Origin of the sequence: Pseudomonas sp. Irchel 3A18 (assembly GCF_900187465.1) — a bacterium.
Classification (GTDB): domain Bacteria; phylum Pseudomonadota; class Gammaproteobacteria; order Pseudomonadales; family Pseudomonadaceae; genus Aquipseudomonas; species Aquipseudomonas cichorii.
Genome location: NZ_FYDI01000011.1, coordinates 43012 through 62767 on the forward strand (window position 1 = coordinate 43012; position 19756 = coordinate 62767).

Below are 19756 nucleotides of genomic sequence, written 5' to 3' on the forward strand. Positions count from 1 at the left end.
AGTAGAAGAAGAGCAAACGAACAAGGAGTTCAGAATGAGTTCACAGGTGTCACCCGCTCTCTCGGTTCGCAAACCCGGCCAGAAGCCGATTCTGGTTGAGGTCCGCAATCATATCGGCCATCTCACCCTGAATCGCCCCGCCAGCCTGAACGCCATCGATCTGGACATGATCCGTACCCTGCAGCGCCAGCTCGATGCCTGGGCCGAAGATCCCAAGGTGTATGCCGTGGTATTGCGCGGTGCAGGCGACAAGGCGTTCTGTGCCGGCGGTGATATCCGCTCCCTGTATGAAACCTACAAGAGCGGCCAGAGCCAGCACCAGACATTCTTCATCGAAGAGTATGCACTGGATCTGACGATCCACGGCTACCGCAAACCGGTGCTGGCCCTGATGGATGGCCTGGTGCTGGGCGGTGGCATGGGACTCGTGCAGGGTGCTGATCTGCGAGTGGTGACCGAGCGCAGCCGGTTGGGCATGCCGGAAGTGGCCATCGGTTATTTCCCGGATGTAGGCGGCAGTTATTTCCTGCCCCGTATACCCGGCGAACTGGGGACTTACCTGGGCATCACCGGCGTGCAGATCGAGGCAGCCGATGCCTTGTATTGCGGCCTTGCCGACTGGTCCATGAACAGCAATATGCTGCCTCGACTGGATCACATGCTCGATCACCTGAAATGGAAATCCACGCCCCTCAAGGATCTGCAGGGCGCCATGGCCAGACTGGGTACCCAGCGCCTGCCTTCTCCCCCGCTGGAAGCCCTGCGACCGGCCATCGACCACTTCTTCGGTTTGTCAGACTTGCCGGGCATCATCGAACAGTTGCAGCAAGTGACAATTGCCGACACCCATCAATGGGCCTTGAACACCGCCGACCTGATGCACAGACATTCGCCCCTGGCCATGGCGGTGACGCTGGAAATGATCCGGCGCGGTCGGCACATGTCCTTGCAGGCCTGCTTTGACATGGAGCTGCATCTGGATCGTCTGTGGTTCGAGCATGGCGACCTGATCGAAGGCGTACGCGCCCTGATCATCGACAAGGACCGCCTGCCGCAGTGGAACCCTCCCAGCGTAAAAGCGTTGAACGCCGGGCATGTGCAGCGTTTCTTCAGCAGCCTGGAGGTGTGAGTCATGCACGATATCGAACTCACTGAAGAGCAGGTGATGATCCGCGACATGGCGCGGGATTTCGCCCGCAATGAAATCGCCCCCCACGCACAGGCTTGGGAAAAGGCCGGCTGGATAGACGATGCACTGGTCTACAAGCTTGGAGAGCTGGGTTTGCTGGGTATGATCGTGCCTGAACAATGGGGCGGGACTTATATCGATTACGTGGCTTATGCCCTTGCGGTCGAAGAAATCTCCGCCGCCGATGCCGCCACCGGCACGCTGATGAGCGTCCACAGTTCGGTGGGCTGCGGCCCGATCCTCAATTACGGCAATGAAGAACAGAAGCAGACCTGGCTGGCGAAACTGGCCAGCGGCAAGGCCATCGGCTGTTTCTGCCTGACCGAACCCCATGCAGGCTCCGAAGCGCATAACCTGCGCACCCGTGCCGAGTTGCTGGGTGATCACTGGGTCATCAACGGTGCCAAGCAGTTCGTCAGCAACGGCAAGCGTGCGCAACTGGCCATCGTGTTTGCCGTGACCGATCCCGAACTGGGCAAGAAAGGCCTGTCAGCCTTTCTGGTGCCCACTGACAACCCCGGTTTCGTGGTGGATCGCAGCGAACACAAGATGGGGATTCGCGCTTCCGACACCTGCGCCGTGACCCTCAATGAATGCCGCATTCCAGCTGCCAACCTGCTGGGCGAACGCGGCAAGGGGCTGGCAATTGCCCTCTCGAATCTGGAAGGCGGTCGCATCGGGATTGCCGCCCAGGCACTGGGCATCGCCCGCGCAGCTTTCGAGGCTGCACTGGGCTATGCACGGGAACGTGTGCAGTTCGACAAGCCGATCATCGAGCACCAGAGTGTTTCCAACCTGCTCGCCGACATGCATATGCACATCAATGCCGCACGACTGCTGGTTCTGCATGCGGCACGTTTGCGTAGCGCAGGCCTGGCCTGTCTGTCAGAAGCCTCGCAGGCCAAGCTGTTCGCCTCGGAAATGGCCGAGTGGGTCTGCTCCAAGGCGATACAGGTTCATGGTGGCTATGGCTATCTGGAGGACTATCCCGTGGAGCGCTATTACCGGGATGCCCGCATTACCCAGATCTATGAAGGTTCAAGTGAGATTCAGCGCCTGTTGATTGCCAGGGAGCTGCGCCATTACCTGGTGTAGGCCTGGCGCTCAGGTGAACCGCTGTCGCCCAAGCAAAGAGATCAGCAAGGTCACCGAGTCGGCATTACTCAACATGACATCGGTGCGTTTCTGGATATCGGTATAGAACACTTCCCTGGCCTCCTCCAGGGTTCGCTTGCCGGTTATACGCAGGATCGTGCTCTTTGCATCCCCTCGCCTCAGATCCTTCCACTCATCATTTTCAACCTGCTTGAACAACTGGCTGCGATCCGTCTGGTAGGACAGGGATTTCTGTTGCTGGATGATCTGTTCGTTCTTGATGCGTAATCGATAGCCCGGAGCATCTTCCAGCAAGTCGATAAAAGGGGCATAGGAATCCACGTAGGCAATATCTTCGGTGCCTGCAACCAGATGGGACAATTCATGAATCAGAATCGTCGCACGGTAATGATCGCCATAGTTGAAACTGCCCGACCTGATGACCTTGACCTTGAAGCGATAGCGAGGCAAACGAAAAAACTGCTCGGTCAGAAAAATCCTTTTCAAAGGGTCTTTGGAAAAGACAAAGGCACTGGATGTCTCATTCCCTCTTTTATTGAATCCGACGATATAACGCTGCGAATTGATGGGCGACAACGACGGGGAAATCAGCTCTTCGTAGATGGATGTCACGACTTTCTTGACGGCATCGTACAGGCGCGTGTCCGGATGCCTTGCATCAAAGAAGCTGGCGACAATATGTTCGACACGAGGATCGAGTGTGTCCTGGTTAAGATTATCAAGGCAGTTTTCCAGGTAACGACGAGCCTGAGTATGCCCCTGCTCGATACATTGCGCCCTGTCACGGTAGATCTGACGAATCTCGTGTATGCCGCGGGCATCGACGACCAGACTCTCACTGACTTCCATTTCCACCAGGTTGTTTTTCATGCGGGTAACAACGCCACCGCCGCCCTTGAGGCCACCTTGCAATTGCAGTGCCCAGTGCTGGTTCGTATCAAGCTTGATGGCAGGCCCGACCTTGTCCTGCATGACGATAAACCAACCGTCCTTGCTGGACTGGACCTGATAGACCTTGCCATTGACGGCGGCGTACTGCCTGCCCGTATTCTCATCCCTGGAAACGTTGAGCACTTCATCCTTGCGGAGCGCGTTCAGAGCGACGTCATGTACCTCGAACGCACTCAGGCGGCTGCGTAATTCCTCGGTAAGCGCATTGGTGCTCCAGGAAAACTCAGGGAAGGACGTGGACTCTGCAGACCCGACTGTCACCTCCTCTTCGGATAAAAGACCTTTATGTGGTTCTTGCCGGGATGAAATCAGCACGCTCAAACCTGCTGCAAGTTCCGATACGGCCTTGCCCCACCTCTGCTCGCCAATGGAAACAGCCGAAGAGTGAAACAGATCGCGGCTCTGCCATACACCGACCAACGCACCGAGACGCCCCGGCACGAATGCCAGTACTTGTTCAACCGCAAGGCCGAACAAGTACTTTGACGAGGTGCGCCGGTTCTCGTCATTGGTAACGCTTTGCTGACGTATATCGAACTTGAAAGCCTCAAGAACCCCCGGTAACAGATACTCCAGCGCATTCCCCTCGCAGGGCTCCAGCATGAAAGTCACCGGCAGCGGGCGCTCAAAGGGAAGGCCCATCGAGTCTTCAATGCTGAAAGGCAGATGTGGCTCGTGAAAGCCACCATGGTCATAGATGTGGCGCATGGTCGGGTCAATGCGGTCAAGGACATACGTCTGGAGACTGCCGGAAGTACACAGGTCGGTCACCAGAGCTGCCTGGTCGGCATACTCTCTGAATGTCCACTGCTCGCACAGCGGCGCATAGATCACCCAGGGCCCCGGCTGCTGCGAAGCTTTAGGAGTAATCACGTAAACGCCAAGAACCGGAGTCGGCTCCCAGCCTTTGGGAGCGGGCAGGATCAGCAAGGGACTCAGCACCACGTCCCACCCACGGACCGGCAAGCGGGCAATACCGTCAGGCATATTGAATACAGACTCGATAAAGTCATATGCCTCAGCCGACAGCTTGTTCCTGAGTTTGAGTACAAATGCCTTCAAGACCTCTGTAACCGGAATCTGCTCGGCAAAGTTACTCTTGCGCACAAGATGGGAAGGGCTACGGTTATCGAGCGCCGAATCGACCAGTTGCCGATAGTCGGTAGCGACATCCAGCGACTGCAACAAGTCTCGAATGTATTCGGGGGTCAACGACGCGCTCAAAGGGCTGCCGTCCTTGTGCGCAATGGAAATGACGCCATCCTGTATGGATGAAAAGCGGTTGATGGAAAAATCGGTGAGCGTTTCGCTTATTTTCTGGGTTGCTGCGGGTATGCCTTGGGGTGTCTGGCCGGTCGCAACAATCGCGGGTACATAGTGCGTCAGGGTCACGATCAGTTGATCGGAGTCCAGATTCGCGCCCGGAAAATCGACCGAAAGCCTCTCGCTCAGCTTTTCCTTTGCATGGTCACGAATATCGGGAATATCAAACAGGAAATCTTCGTGCGTACTGCTGGAGATATAAAAACGCTGCACCAGATTGGTAAGCGTAATCAGGTCATCAAACGAAGATTCGGTCACCCAGGTCGGCGCAATGGCTTTATAGATCAACACCTGAAGAGCCGCGCCCAGATCATTCACTGCCTGACGGGTTCCATCGTCGCGCTCGGTAACCGCGAGCGCTTTGCCAAACAGATCGGGGGTCAGGCCCCAGGTCTGCGCCCGGTTGTAGATAAAATTCACGGTCATCCGCTGTCGCTGGTTTTCAGCCTCCTGTAGCGCGTGAACCAGATGCCCCTCAATCACCTGGAACATGACACGGATACCCAATTCGCCAGGTCGCTCAAGGTACTTGAGCAATGCATGCCTGTCCGCCCCGGACAAGAGTTCAAGCACATTATCGATCCTGTCCACACGTCTCAGGCAGGCCAGCAAATTGTCTGCCAGTGCCTGGCGAGAATCGAATTTCGTCAGACCGTTCAACATTGTCCACAGAACATTGGAGCCGGGTTGCCGGGGGTTGTAGAGCACGAAAGCATTCGCCAGTGGAATCGGTGGCAGATCCGGCTCGTAATGCAATGACAGCATGCAGACCTCGACCCGCTCATCGCCCAGTACCTCGCGCAGGTGCGGCAGCGGTCTGTCCAGCACTTGCTGGAGCATATCCAGGACCTTCGTATCGAATACTTCCAGATGCCGTTCCAGAGAGAGTTCCAGACGTAGAGCGTCTTCACGGGAATGAGTCGCCCATACGCCAGGGTGTATTTGCGTATCGAGTCGACGAGTCGGCAGAGAATAGAAGTCTCGCTGCTGGCGGTCATAACGCTCTGCAAAATCGGGCAGTATCCATTTGAGCATCGACTCGAATAACGTCAGCGGCAAACGGATCTCGGGTTGATTCTGAAGCGCAGCGGCCTGCCCTTTCACCACCGTCCCGTCCAGGAGCGGTACAAGGCCTGGTTGACTGAACCGTTGAAGAGCCAGCGAAACCAGTCGAATCGCGGGCTCGCCGGAGCTGGCCCTCACGACCCAGAGTTCACGCGCATCCAGAGGTTCACCGCCGATCAGTGCCAGATAGCGATCAAGTGCATGACGCATGCACGTCTCCACTCCCGAATGCAGCGTGGCCAGACGCTCCATTCGCGCATCGAGGCTGATCATTCTGTCAGCCCAGGCTTGCAGTACGGGGTAATCGTGATCCCCTTGATCGACCGTCGGGACCGAAGGCAAGTGATCCCAGAGCGGCTCGAATTCAATCTGCCCGGCCTGCCAGCGTCCAGAATCGCGCAGGCGCAACAGCCGGGCGTCCAGCAGGCCACGCACATCGAGCGCATCGTCGACCCGGACCGATGCCTTTTGATAAACGATTGCCGGCAGGCCCAGCACATAACGAACATTGCGCTTCTGCAAGCCGATGATCGACCTGATGAATTCGGGGAACCATGGAACAGTCAGTGCATCCACACGCAGCTTGAGCGGGCCTTGCATGTCGATCAGGGGGTGATCGTCCAGCGAGGAAAAACTCAGCAGTTCGGCTCGCCCCTGAACACTGGAGAAATGCTCGCTGATCTGCTTCCTGTCAACGTAATGCCTGAACCCGTACAACGATGAAAACAGATACAGCACCGGTAACTGCTCGACCCGAAACTCGATCAGGAATACACCGACCAGCTTGACCGGCTCCTGATCACCGATACTGACAGCCAGCCTGCTGACCGTGACCGATTTCAAATCCTCAGGCGCACCGGGATACGGCAGCAGTGAACTCAGATGACGGCATTCGTGTCCCGTCAGCGCCCCTTGTTCTGTACCGGTCAACAAGGTCTGGCGCAAGGACTCGGCCAGGGCATGGGCGACAACATCTCGTAGCGTGCGGCCATCATTCGTAACCTGACTCCAGTACTCATCCAGCAACTGCTCGTACGTATCGGTGACGATAGACCTCAACTCATCGAGCGCCTGGACGTATGGCTGCGCCTGGACCGGGGTCAGAATCCGGCCTTGAGCATCCAGAAATCTCAGGACAAGCCCTTTTCCAGGCTCTTCACCCGCATATTTATGGGTCGCGACCTCGACCAGTGTCTGGGTGCATGCCACCAGACTGGTCGTCATGACGCTTTCGGATGAGCGTTCCTCGACGATTTGCACGGGATGGTGGAAGACATCGATATCATTGCCGGGCAGAAGCTGTGCAAGCCTTTGCTGCAAGGCTTTACCGAGCGCAGTCTGCAGGGACGGCATGCCGTGCAGTCGTTCGGACAACCGGTCAAGATGCTGCACCTGTTGCTGGACAACAGACTGCATCTGAACCTCGAACAGCGGGCCATCGATCAAGCGCGCATCGACCTCCAGCGACATTTCCCGGATCTCGTCGAACCTTTTCTTGAGGCTGACGAGCAACGCAGCCCTGCTCTTGAAACGCTCGATACCGAACAACAAGGTACTCAGGAACACCGGAGCTTTGCTGTCCTGCGTATCGCTTATCAATAATGCGCCGGCCAGCTCAGCGTTGGGCGTGGAGCCATCATCCATGACCAGCCTGTCGACACGGGGAGGAGGCACGTCCGACTTGCCGGTTTCGCCCACCAGTCGCTGTAGCCATCTGCCCTCGTCGATCCTGATACGGGATGTGTCGATTGCCGCCTTGATACTCTGCTCGAATCGCACTTTGAGCGACTCGCTGAAAAAATACGGGGGTGATGACATGTGCCATTTCCTTTTCATGGAACCTCGCCACACGCCGGATGACCGGCGCAGGCAAGGAAAAGAAACAGCTTATGGAGGGCATCGAAATGGCTGCGTTACATAAAGCAATTGATTGCCGGATATTGAAATGAAGCCTCGGGCAATGTCAGTCGGCGGTGACTTTGCTGTTTTTCTCTACCCAGGTGGCGTAGGCATTGATGAAGGTTTGCAGGAACGGCCGGGTCTTCTCCGACAACGCACCGGCTTCGTCGAAAAAGGTACCTGCATTGCCCAGATAGGCTTCGGGCTGTTGCAGGCAAGGAACGTCCAGAAATACCAGTGACTGGCGCAAATGGTGATTGGCACCAAAACCACCGATCGCGCCGGGTGAAGCACTGATCACCGCGCCCGGCTTGCCACTGAAAGCACTTTTGCCATAGGGCCGCGAGCCCACGTCAATGGCATTCTTCAGGGCGCCTGGCACTGAACGGTTGTATTCCGGGGTAACGAACAACAGGCCGTCTGCGGCTGCAAGCTGTTCGCGAAATCTCGTGTAGGCCTGCGGGGCCGAAGTGCCATCAATGTCTTCGTTGTACAGCGGCAGGTCACCGATCTCGACGATGTTCAGCTTCAGTGTGTCAGGGGCCAGATCAGCCAATGCGAGCGCGATCTTACGGTTGATGGAGTCTTTTCTCAGACTGCCGACCAATACAGCGATGGAGTGAACCTGGCTCATGGAGATATCCGTCATCTGATTCAAGGAACCATCAGGTATAGCCCAAGTCACGATCAGGGCAAGTGCTGGCTACCGTAATGCCACATTACCTGGCTACTGAAGAGACATGCGCCGTAGCAGCACACAGATGACCGCATAGCGACCGGGCGTTCAAGATACATGCGAGAAACTCACCCGCCCGAGCAAGGACACCAACAAGGCCAGTGAATCGGCATTATTCAACATGACCTCACTGCGCACGTGAGCATCGGCATAAAAGACATCTCTCGCTTGCGACAGGTTGTTCTTGCCGGTGATACGTAAAACCGCAGCCTTTGCGCCCCCCTCGCGATGTTTCAGATCCTTGAATGCCCCGTCAGTCAGTTGTGCAAACAGTTTGCTGCGGTCAGTGTGATAGGACAACGTGCCATACTGCGCAGCCACCACCTCGTCCTTGAGACGTTTCCTGAACTCAGCCGTGTCCTCCATAAGATCAAAGAACGGTGCATTCGAGTCGACATAAGCAATATCTTCCGTATTCAGGCACAGATGGGAAAGTTCATGAAGCAGGATAGTGCCACGATGATGCGACCCCATATTGAACTCGCCTGTACGAACCGCTGAAACCTTGAGGCGATAGTAAGGCAGGCGAAAGAACTTGTCGGTAAGGAAAATCCGCCTCATCGGATCGTAAACGAATACAAATGCCGTGGAGTCATGGTGGGCAGGCCTGTTGATCCCGACGACATAACGCTCAGAGTCATGAGGCGAAAGCGAAGGGTCCATCAAGGCACCGTATAACGTGGTGAGAGAATCCCTGACAGAACCGATCAGGCGCGCATCGGGATCTGAATAACTGAAAAACTCCGAGAGGATATGTATGCATCGAGGATCGAGGTTTTCCGCAGAGGGCTCCTTGAGATTATCCAAGGCGTTCTCCAGATATTTCCGTGCCTGATTGTGCGCCTCGGCTATCAACTCCGTCCGGTCGCGGAATACCTGACGAATTTCAGTCGTCCCCCTGGCCTCGATCACCATATATCTGTCGACATCCAGATTGACCATTGTATTTTGAAAGCGGCTCACGACCGGGCCGCCGCCCTTGAGCCCTGCAAGGTCCAGCTCCCATTGCTGTCTTATATTGAGCTTGATCCTGGGTCCCGACTGGTCCTTGCCGACAATGCGCCAGTTTTTTTCACTCAACTCGACCTGATAGACCTTTCCTTGAATCGCGACATACTCTTTGTGGGTATGCTCATCGCGGTAGGTATTGAACAGGTTGTCCTTATGCAATTCGTTCAAGGCCACCCCCCGGACTTCAAGCTGGCGCAAACGCCCTTGCACCTGCGACGAGAGAACATTGTTGCCCCAGCGAAATCGGGAAGACGTATCGTCAGGTGCCAGCACTTCTTCAGGCTCTTCAAGCTGTTCGGCAAACTCCTCCCGGGACTTTTTCCGGGAAGATATCGCCATGCTCAGCGCCGCCGTGAATTCCGAAGCGGCCTCGCCCCAGTGCTTGTCTGCAACAGCGCGAGCAGAAGCCTGAAACAGAGTCCGGCTTTGCCAGACACCCACAAGCGCGCCCAGCCTGCCCGGCATGAACGACAATATCTGCTCACCCAGCAGACCCCATAGATAGTTGGAAGCGGCCTGATCATTTTCTGTATTGGTAACGCTGTCATCCTGAATAAGCTGCTTGAAGGTTTCCAGAGTCCCCTTGAACAGTAATTGCAGGGCATTCCCCTTGTAAGGTGTCGTTCTGATATCCACCGGCGCCGGACGTTTCCAGGGGACATCCATGGAAGACTCGACACTGAACGGAAGATGCGGCTCCTGAAAACCGCCATGGGCATAAACATGCCTAGCTGCCGGATCAAGGCGGCTCAGGATGAAATCCTGCAAATTGCTGGAAGTCCGGATATCGGCCAGCAGCGCATTCCTGTCGGCATACTCCTTGATCGAGAATTCACGGCCGAGTACCGAATACAGCACCCATGGACCTTTCTGGGGGGTACTGGGTGCAATCACATAGATACCCATGACGTCATCGGGTGCCCAACCGGCATCGGCACGTAACAGTTGCAAGGGACTGATGGTGATATCGCGCTCCTTGAAGGGCACCCGCGCAATACCGTCAGGCATGGTCATGACACTTTCGATGGCGTCATAGCCTTCCAGAGTCATAAGCCCCATGAGCTTGAGCTGAAAAGCCTTCAGCAATTCATAGGACGGCACCTGATCGATGTAGTTGTTTTCCCGAACGGCATAATCCGCGGACTTTTCATCGAGCTTCTGCGCCACCATCAATCGGTAGTTTGCTGCGATATCCAGCGAGCGAACCATCTGGCGAATGTACCCCACCGTCAGCGAGGAAACCGGCTGAACGCCCTCCTTCAACGAGATGGACATGACGCCATCCTGGGCTGAAAAGAACCGGTCAATGGCGAAGTTGGTCAGGCTTTCACTGACCCGTGTGGTGGCGACAGGTAATGACGGTGGAATCTCTCCCGGTGCTACCGGTGCAGGAATGTAATGCGTCAGGGTAACGCTCAGTTGTTCAGGAGTGAGGTCATGATCGGGAAAATCTGCCTCCAGCCTTTCGGACAACTTGCGCTGTGCATACTCGTGAATATCAGGAATCGCGAACAGAAAATCCTTTTTAAGATCGTGGGTTGCATAAAAGCGCTGCCATATCCCCAATAGCATTATCTGGTCATCGATGGAGGCCTCCTTGATCCACCTGGAAAGCAGTGCATCGCCTTGCATCATTTGCAACCTGATGCCAAGACGCCCGACTATACGACGCTTGCTGTCATCATGCTCAGCCAGATCCAGTGCATTGCAAAACAGCTCGGGCTTGAGTTTCCACGTGCGTGCCCGCTCATACTGATGCAGGATCCCCTGCCGCTTACGCCCGTTTTCGGCATCCTCCAGAAACCGAATGAAATGCTCCTCGATACGTGTCAGTTCCAGACTGACAGTCGGCAGTTCATTCGCCTCGCAATACTGCCGTACCACGGGCTTGTCCGACTCATTCAAGAGGTCCAGCACATAGCTGCGATGATCAAGACGAACGAGCCAGGAACTGACCAGGCTATCGATATCCTGACCGGGCTCAAGCACCTTGAACCCCATGTGCAAGGACCACATGAGGTATTGAGCATCGCGCGTCGAATCAAACAACACGAAGGTATTGGTCAGGGGAATGTGGTGCGCTATGCCATCAAGCTTGAGGGCCAGCGCAAAAGCCTCGACACGCTGGCTGCCAAAAACGGCTCTCAAACTACGCAAAGGCCTGTCCAGAACCTGCTGGAGCATGTCCAGCGCATCCGCGTCGATCGTGCCGCGACGTCGCTCGATCTCCAGTTCAAGGCGTAGCGTTTGCTCACGAACAAGCTCCGACAGCCTGTCTGGATAAATCCGGGTATCGAGCAGCCGCACCGGTTTGTGGTAAAGACTCTTGAGCTGTAACTCATACCTGCGGGCAAAATCGCGCTGCACCAGAGAAACGATTTTCCCTGTCAATCGGGGCGGTAACAGATTCATGGAACTGGCCAGAGCCGGGTCCGATGAATCGCTCAGTTTCCAGCTTTCAGACCAGATACCCGAGCCTTCTCTGACGACCTCTTCAAACGCCAGAGAAACAAGGCTTCTGGCACCTTTGCCTGGAATATGCCCCCAAAGCCTGCGCGCATCGAGAACCTGATGACCGATGACTGCCAGATACCGGTTCAAAGCGTGGCGCATGCAACTGGCAACCCCGGCGTACAACTGCCCCAAAAGCCGGACAAGATCATCCATCTCATGCAATTGCTCGCCCCAGGAAGCCAGAAAGTCACTTTCAAGTTTCTTTTCCGTGAACAGGCTTTTCGGAATCTGCTCCAGATTCAACGAATGCTCAGGGAGAAAAACACCGGAGCGCCATCGTCCGGAGTCATGAAGACCGTACAGACGACTATCCAGCAGCCCCCGAATATCCAGCGCATCGTCGATCTGAACAGTCGCCAGACGATGGGAAACAGAAGGCAACCCCAGTACATAGTCCAGATTTCGCTTCTGCAGGGCGATGACAGATCTGGCGTGCTCGCTGAACAATGAGTGCTCGATCAGGCTCAGTTGTATCTGTACACGACCAGAAGCACTCAGCAACCCATGGTCGTTCAAAGAGGAGTAACGTAACAGTTCGAGACGCCCTGCCTCGGTTCCGAAATGCGTGGCTACCGCCTGTTCATCAGCAAAACGGCGAAAGCCCTCCATCATCGAAAACATGTAAAAACCCGTTAACGAGCCGGTCGTGAACTGGATCAGCAGCACGCCCAGAATCTTGACCGGCCCCTGCCCTTCAACACTGGCCGCAATCCTGTACACATGAACCCAATCACTGCCGGGAGTAGCGCTGGGCGATGGCAGGAGAGCCCGTAAACGACGGAACTCGAACGAGGTCAGAACCCCCGCCTCCCTGGACGACAAAAGTTTCTGACGAAATGACTCGGCCAATGCATACCCCGCAAAGGCCGTCATCGTCAGCCCGCCCTCAAGCTCCTGCCCCCAATAATCGACAAGGGACCTTTCATAGCTGGCGGGGAGCTCTTGCACGCTTCGGGTAATGGACTGAACGTAGGGAAGTGCCTGATCGGCAGAAAGCACCTGACCATCGGCTCCGAGAAAACGCTGCACCGGCTTTGAAGAACCGGACTGGGCGTCGTACTCATCCAGTACGGTGCTGGATAGATACTGCGCATAAAGGACAGTGGGAGCCGCAGAACCCTGAGTAGCTGGAACAGAGTCACTGAGGGTCTGTGACATGTCGCGAAACACGTTGATGGACGATTCGGGCAGTTGCTCGCTCAGGTTCTCCTGGAGTGCCTGCGCCAGTACCGTCTGCAAGGAAGGCAACTGATGCAGACAATCGGACAAGGTATTCAGATGCTCCATCTGCTGCTGAAGAATCAGTTCCATCTGGCACTCGAACACGGGGCCTTCGATCAGTTCGGCATCCAGACGAAGCGGTTGGCTCGCACTGTGGGCATAACGTTCGTTCAGCAGGTTGAGCAGTGCCCGTCGGCTCTCGAAACGCTCGACCCCAAAAAGCAGGGTGCTCAGAAATACTGGTGCATCGGTGCGGGTCGGATCACTGATCAATAACGCAGATGCCAGCTCCGCATGAATCGGCGCACCGTCTTCCATGATCAACCTGTCGACCCGAGGGTAAGGTGAAGTCTCCAGAATGTTGTTGGATATCTCGACCAGACGCTTGAGCCACTGGCATTCGCCACTAGTGATCCGACTGTCACTGACGGCCTCAGTCAGGCTCTGGGTAAATCGGCTTTTGAGTGAATCGCTATAGAAATACGGAGCTGTTGATGGAGGCATAAGCCATTCTCCTTGTTCGCGTTTCCCCGCTTCAAAGGGTTTGCAACGGGAATAAAGGAAAACGAGCTTATAGAGAGGCTGATCAGCGACTGCTGTACATATGGCAATTCAAAAAAACGCCTGTGCCATCCCGGTGATATTGAAAAAATGGCCCATGACTATTTTTTCGTGAACGGCAAACTCACTCTCCAAACGAAGGTCTACAACGCTACATGACGGATGCAGAACACCTGCACCGGCCATGTGAATGGCATGCAAAATCAGTGGTTTTTCAGAGGTTACAAAGCAGATGGCTTCAGTTCTCGTCGGACAGTTTCATGCAAGAGATGCGGCAGGCCGTATCTACCCGGTGCATGAATTCCAGGAATCACAGCCAGATGAGGCTGACGGCAAGGAGCCTGTCAAAACGTATCGCCTGGCTATCGGCGACAGGGTCAACCATTTGGGTGGAGATGATTTTGAGGTGATCCAGTCAGGCGTGAAGATGACCCGGATTCCCTGAAAATCCATCGTATTCAATGACGCCTAGCGAATGAATCCGCTCTCATCAAACAAGACGCAAGACCATGAATTAGAACGTATTTTATGTAGGGTAAAAACGTTATCCGGCGTACATATCCATTATCGGCATGTGCTGGTCCTACTGGTTCCGCCTTTACGGCGGCCCCCTTTTGTTTTGGCAAAAGGGGAAAACCCTCCGCTCCGGTTCGACCCCAAGGCGGGGCCGAACCATGAATCTGGAAACACCTGCTCCTGTTTGCTGCGCGACAGCGCGGTGCCGAGGCGGCGGGTGATCTCCTGCCGCACACATATCCGTGGGAGCGAATTTATTCGCGAAAAGCCCGAACAGGACAAGACGGCATCTACGTTTCAGGAAAGATCAGGTACCAGAAAATCGCTGTTTCACGGGTCGTCGGGTCTATGGCGCGATAGCGCATATGGTCAAAACCGCTCACGACATACCCGCAACGCTCGTAGAGTCGGCAGGCCGCAAGGTTGTTGTTCTGGGTTTCGAGCATGATGCCCGGCAGATTGCGCTGACGGCTCCAGAACTGCGCCACATCCAGCAATGACCGGGCAACCCCGCAACGCCGGGCCGACTCGTCCACCGCCAGCTCATCGATATGGGCAAAACCATTCCAGTGAGTGCTAAGCACGATATGCCCGACCGCCTGCTCTCCCAGCCAGGCAACCAGCACCGTACTGTCGGCGGCGTCACGGTAATCACAGAACTCCTGTGAATCGATACCGTAGTTCTTGAGGTAAGGCTCTACGGTATCGACGACCCAGGACTCGACACTCTGCCCCACGACAACACGGGCATAGCCCTGGACCGTAAAGGTGAACTCGCTGTTGAGGATATAGTCCTCGAAGCATTCGTCTGCGACACGAATGCTCAGAGAGGGGTTTGCTACCGTCATTTCACCGCTGCCATGCTGGTGCAAACCATGGCCCGGTCAGGACGAAGCCTGAGCCTTGGCCTCTTGCAACTGAACCCACAACGGCGGCGCGCCTGCCGCCTTGGCAATAATGGCCAGGCGTGCTTCATGCTCTGCCACTTCACTTTCGGTCGCACGAATGATGCGCGACGGCTGACGGCCGGACAGGCGGCGAATCTCGCTGCCGCGGTTGGCACTCCCACCGCTGGAGCCGTTGTCATCGCTCGCGTTACCGGCCAGAGACAGGCTGGTCTGCCCACCGGTCATGGCCAGATAGACATCGGCCAGGATCTCGGAGTCGAGCAATGCGCCGTGCAGCTCACGGCCCGAGTTGTCTACGCCATAGCGTTTGCACAAGGCATCGAGGCTGTTGCGCTGGCCCGGGTGACGCTCACGAGCCATCAACAGCGTATCGAGCACCGAGCAATGCTGGGTGATATCGGCCTTGTCGTGCGCGCCCATCAACGCGAATTCGTTGTTGATGAAACCAACGTCGAACGCCGCGTTATGGATGATCAGCCGGGCGCCCTTGATGAACTCGAAGAACTCTTCGGCGACTTCATTGAAGCGCGGTTTGCCAACCAGAAATTCGTTGGTGATACCGTGAACGCCAATCGCACCTTCATCGCTCTCGCGATCAGGTTGCAGATAGACGTGAAAATGCCGCCCGGTCAGGCGGCGGCCAATCAACTCGACGCAACCGATCTCGATGATGCGGTGGCCGTCGGTGACGGGCATACCGGTGGTTTCGGTATCGAGTACTACGGACCTGTTATCTGTGTTTTGCACTGCCATTGACTGTTGCCTCGTCTACAGGCCGCGATCTTAGCATGCTGCAAGGCCGGATGAGCCGTTCAGCTCATCCGGCCAACATCAGCCCTGCTTGATGCCGCGCACCTCATCCACGCCACGGTTGGCCAACTGGTCGGCACGCTCGTTGCCGGGATGGCCGATATGGCCACGCACCCACTGCCACTTCACGGTATGACGGCTGACCTGTTCGTCCAGTTGTTGCCAGAGGTCGGCATTCTTGACCGGCTCCTTGGCAGCGGTCTTCCAGCCGCGCTTCTTCCAGTTGACCATCCACTCGGTAATGCCTTTCATGACGTATTGCGAGTCCGTCACCAGGGTCACTTCGCAAGGACGCTTGAGTTCTTCCAGGCCGCGAATGGCACCGGTCAGTTCCATGCGGTTATTGGTGGTATTGGCCTCGCCGCCCCACAATTCCTTTTCGACGCCCTTGTAGATGAGCAATGCACCCCAGCCACCAGGACCAGGGTTGCCCTTGCAGGCGCCATCAGTGAAGAGTTCAACGCTTTCGCTCATTACAACCGTTCCAGAATCAAAGGGATTATTCGGCAGGACGGCAGGCTCGACGCTCTAAGGTTGCGGCGTATTGCGATTGACCTTGGCCATCGGCAACGGGATCAGCTTGCCCATTGGCTCGCGACGGACCTGACGCAAGGGACGCAAGCCAACAACCAGCTTGCGCGCCACCAATAGATAGAAGCCGCCGCCCGGACTTTGCCGCCCCTCACCGAGGCTTTCCAGACCGCCAAGGCGTGCCTGCCATGCCGCCGAAGAAAGAGGCGGACGATAGCATCCGAAGCGACGCTTCTCCAGCGCGAACCCCAGCAGGTTCAACCAGTCGGCAACCCGGGACGGTGAAATGCAGCGCGCCTTGCGCAAGCCATCACGGGCAAAGAAATGCCGCAAACCCCAGGTACTCCAGGGGTTGATACCGATAATCAGCAGGTGACCGCCCGGCCTGACGCTGCTGGCGGCTTCGCGCAGCAGGCCATGGGGCGAAAGGCAGAAATCCAGGCCGTGCTGCAGGACCACCACATCGGCGGCATGCTCGCTCAAGGGCCAGGCCTCTTCTTCGCAAACGATCTCGACGCCGGGCAACGGCGCCCCGAGCCGGACATTGCGTTGCACCTGCTTCGCTACGGGCGGGTTTTCAGCAGATGGCCCGTAATGCACCAGGTAACCACCGAAATAACGCCCCAGCTCATCTTCGAGCACCCGGCGCTCCTCTTCGAGCAGCAGTTGCCCCAACGGCCCGGACAGCCAGGTGCGTGCGGCCTGCATCAGGGCCAACCATTCAGGATCAGCCTGGGCGAACGCTTCATCGGTCATGTGGGGTCTCCTTGGGTTCGCTTGCAACCGCATCAAAGACTAAGATGCACCATTGTTTCCTGATGTGCGAACTGCGCCATGATACAGATTCACGCTCTGCACGCTTTCAACGATAACTACATCTGGTTGTTACAAGACCTTTCCACTCAGCGCTGCGCAGTGGTCGATCCGGGTGATGCACAGCCGGTCCTCGACTGGCTGGAGCACAATCCTGGCTGGCAACTGAGCGACATCCTGATCACTCACCATCACAACGACCATGTCGGCGGTGTCGTGCGTCTCAAGCAGGCCACAGGTGCCCGCGTGCTCGGCCCGGCCACGGAAAACATTCCGGCCCGTGATGTCGCGCTGACCGACAATGACCGGGTATCGGTTCTGGGCCAGGACTTCGTGGTCCATGCCGTACCGGGCCATACCCTGGGCCATATCGCCTTCTATCACCATGACACCACCTCTCCCGTGCTGTTCAGTGGCGACACCCTGTTCGCCGCAGGCTGCGGTCGTCTGTTTGAAGGGAGGCCTCAGCAGATGCATGAATCCCTGAGCCGACTGGCGGCATTGCCCGACAGCACGCTGATCTACTGCGCCCACGAGTACACCCTGAGCAATCTGCTTTTCGCCCAGGCCGTGGAACCGGACAATCGGGACATTGCCGAACGTCTGGCGCAAGTCAGCCAGTGGCGCAGCGAAAATCGCATCAGTCTGCCTTCCAATCTAGCTCTGGAACGACGCACCAACCCCTTCCTGAGGGTCGGGGAAACATCTGTTAAAGAAAAAGCGGACGAACGGAGCGGCCACGAAAACCCCTCGCCGAGCGAGGTTTTTGCTAGCTTGAGGGCATGGAAAGATACGTTCTAAAACCCGAGTGATCGGCACAAAAGTTCTGAAAGGTTGACCGTTGGGGGGACGCTTTCTAGAATCGCCCGACATTTTCGCCTGGAAGTCCCCCCCAGCCAATGTCGTCACTCACACACAAACACCTAAATCCGGACGCATTGACTCGGCTCGCGCAGGCTGTGGCTGTAGCCGCGAGCGCCCTGCTGGCAGGCTGTCAGACCACCAGTCACGTCGAGCCCAGCAGCACTTACCGCACGTCCAACCTCGCTACCCATATCAAGCAAAAACCCATCTTCATCACCCAGACGCCAAGCCCTTCGGCACCACCCCAGGATATCTGGGACCGGATGCGCCAGGGCTTCCAGCTGCAACAGAACAACGACCAGAACCCGCGTATCGACCAGCAGCGTCTGTGGTTCGCCAACAACCCCTCGTTTCTGGAAGGCGCAGGCGAGCGTGGCAGCCTCTACATGCATTACATCGTCGAGCGCCTTGAAGAACGCAACATGCCCCTCGAACTGGCCCTGCTGCCAGTGATCGAAAGCGCCTACAACCCGATGGCCATTTCCCGCAGCCAGGCTGTCGGCCTGTGGCAGTTCATCCCGTCCACAGGGCGTTACTTCAATCTGCGCCAGACCAACTTCTATGACGGGCGCCGCGATATCCAGGCATCCACCGTGGCAGCCATGGATTACCTGACCAAGCTGCATGACATGTTCAACGGCGACTGGCTGCTGGCACTGGCCGCCTACAATGCCGGCGAAGGCACGGTCAGCCGCGCCATCGAACGCAACGAGAAGCTCGGCCTGCCTACAGACTACTGGAACCTGCCGCTGCCACAGGAAACACGTGACTACGTGCCCAAGTTGCTGGCCTTGTCCCAGGTGGTTCTGTCGCCGGATGCCTATGGCGTCAACCTGAACCCGATTGCCAACGAGCCCTATTTCGAAGTCGTCGAGCTCAACAAGCGTGTCGACCTGTCCAAGGTCGCGAGCCTGGCCAATATCGACGAAGACGAGCTCATCCAGCTCAACCCGGCCTTCAAGAAGCGCCTGACCATCGACGGCCCTCAGCATTTGCTGGTGCCGACATCCAAGGCCCAACTGTTGACGGCAAGCCTGTCGGCCATGAAGCCCGAAGAACTGACCGCATGGCAGCCCTACCGTGTGCGCCGTGGCGATACGCTGGAAAGCCTTGCCGGTCGTTATCAGGTGACGGTCAGCTCGATCAAGAGCAACAACAGACTGGAAGGCAACAGGCTGAAGGCAGGTCAATCCCTGAACATTCCGGTCCAGCCCGGCACGAAGTCTTCGCAGCCAGTGTTCGAGGAACTGGCCAGCAACGACAAGCCGGCCACCGGCCGCAGCTACAAGGTCAGGAGTGGCGACAACCTGTCGAGCATCGCTCAGGCACACAAGGTTGATGTCGTAGAGCTGCAACGCTGGAACAAGCTTTCCGGCAACAAGCTCCAGATCGGCCAGACGCTGGTCGTACAGGGCGGCAAGGCCAATAGCACGGCAACCGCCAGCGCCGAGCCCGGCGACAAGAAATCCATGCAGTACAAGATCCAGAAAGGCGACTCGATGTATCTGGTCGCCAAGCGCTTCAATGTCGACATGAAGCATCTCAAGCGCTGGAACCCGCGTACCGGTCAGGCCCTTAAACCCGGCCAGACCCTGACTGTCTACCTGCCTCATTGATGACGCCGGCCACCTGCCCTGGAGCAACCTCGGGGCAAGTGGTCGTTCAGACCATCCCACCGGCATTGCCTGCGGTCTTTTTCCAGCCGGGACAAGCTGTTACTGTTAGCGA

At 56.6% G+C, this 19756-nt stretch carries 12 protein-coding genes; 5 read left to right on the top strand and 7 right to left on the bottom strand.

The features are described from left to right. Nucleotides 1-34 precede the first annotated feature (34 nt). Entirely contained in the window at nt 35-1129 is a 1095-nt protein-coding gene (locus CKW23_RS19560; RefSeq protein WP_025259247.1) for an enoyl-CoA hydratase/isomerase family protein, read from the top strand. Between the two features lie 3 nt (nt 1130-1132). Then, nucleotides 1133-2284 carry an acyl-CoA dehydrogenase family protein gene (locus CKW23_RS19565; protein ID WP_095068164.1) on the top strand — a complete coding sequence of 384 codons (1152 nt, stop codon included), beginning with the start codon at nt 1133-1135 and terminating at the stop codon, nt 2282-2284. Between the two features lie 9 nt (nt 2285-2293). Here the strand turns inward: CKW23_RS19565 and CKW23_RS19570 are convergent, their stop codons facing one another. From CKW23_RS19570 to CKW23_RS19580, 3 genes are all read right to left on the bottom strand, one after another. Further along, nucleotides 2294-7462 (bottom strand): dermonecrotic toxin domain-containing protein, encoded by a 5169-nt coding sequence (locus CKW23_RS19570; protein ID WP_095068165.1) that lies wholly within the window; start codon nt 7460-7462, stop codon nt 2294-2296. Between the two features lie 145 nt (nt 7463-7607). After that, nucleotides 7608-8177, bottom strand: a complete 570-nt coding sequence (locus tag CKW23_RS19575) for an NADPH-dependent FMN reductase (protein WP_025259244.1) — start codon at nt 8175-8177, stop codon at nt 7608-7610. A gap of 150 nt (nt 8178-8327) precedes the next feature. Then, nucleotides 8328-13529 carry a dermonecrotic toxin domain-containing protein gene (locus CKW23_RS19580; RefSeq protein WP_095068166.1) on the bottom strand — a complete coding sequence of 1734 codons (5202 nt, stop codon included), beginning with the start codon at nt 13527-13529 and terminating at the stop codon, nt 8328-8330. A 289-nt stretch (nt 13530-13818) separates the two neighbouring features. On the opposite strand from CKW23_RS19580, the gene CKW23_RS19590 reads away from it, so the two are divergent. After that, on the top strand, nt 13819-14031 hold the full coding sequence (locus CKW23_RS19590; protein ID WP_025259241.1) for a hypothetical protein: 213 nt from the start codon (nt 13819-13821) through the stop codon (nt 14029-14031). 361 nt (nt 14032-14392) lie between these two features. Here the strand turns inward: CKW23_RS19590 and CKW23_RS19595 are convergent, their stop codons facing one another. The 4 genes from CKW23_RS19595 to CKW23_RS19610 all read right to left on the bottom strand — a co-directional run bounded on the left by CKW23_RS19595 (nt 14393) and on the right by CKW23_RS19610 (nt 17107). After that, entirely contained in the window at nt 14393-14950 is a 558-nt protein-coding gene (locus CKW23_RS19595) for a GNAT family N-acetyltransferase (protein ID WP_025259240.1), read from the bottom strand. Between the two features lie 36 nt (nt 14951-14986). Next, complete coding sequence (gene dnaQ / locus CKW23_RS19600; RefSeq protein WP_025259239.1) at nt 14987-15763, bottom strand: DNA polymerase III subunit epsilon; 777 nt, start codon at nt 15761-15763, stop codon at nt 14987-14989. Nucleotides 15764-15841: 78 nt separating this feature from the next. Continuing rightward, a complete protein-coding gene (rnhA, locus tag CKW23_RS19605) occupies nt 15842-16294 on the bottom strand; it encodes a ribonuclease HI (protein WP_025259238.1) in 453 nt (150 codons plus the stop codon). Nucleotides 16295-16348: 54 nt separating this feature from the next. Continuing rightward, nucleotides 16349-17107, bottom strand: coding sequence for a class I SAM-dependent methyltransferase (locus tag CKW23_RS19610; protein ID WP_025259237.1), 759 nt, complete (start codon nt 17105-17107; stop codon nt 16349-16351). A 78-nt stretch (nt 17108-17185) separates the two neighbouring features. Between CKW23_RS19610 and gloB the strand changes: the two genes are divergently transcribed. Both gloB and CKW23_RS19620 read left to right on the top strand, forming a co-directional pair. After that, entirely contained in the window at nt 17186-17965 is a 780-nt protein-coding gene (gloB, locus tag CKW23_RS19615) for a hydroxyacylglutathione hydrolase (protein WP_095068167.1), read from the top strand. Nucleotides 17966-18063: 98 nt separating this feature from the next. Continuing rightward, nucleotides 18064-19644, top strand: coding sequence for a LysM peptidoglycan-binding domain-containing protein (locus CKW23_RS19620; protein ID WP_025259235.1), 1581 nt, complete (start codon nt 18064-18066; stop codon nt 19642-19644). The last annotated feature ends 112 nt before the right edge of the window (nt 19645-19756 follow it).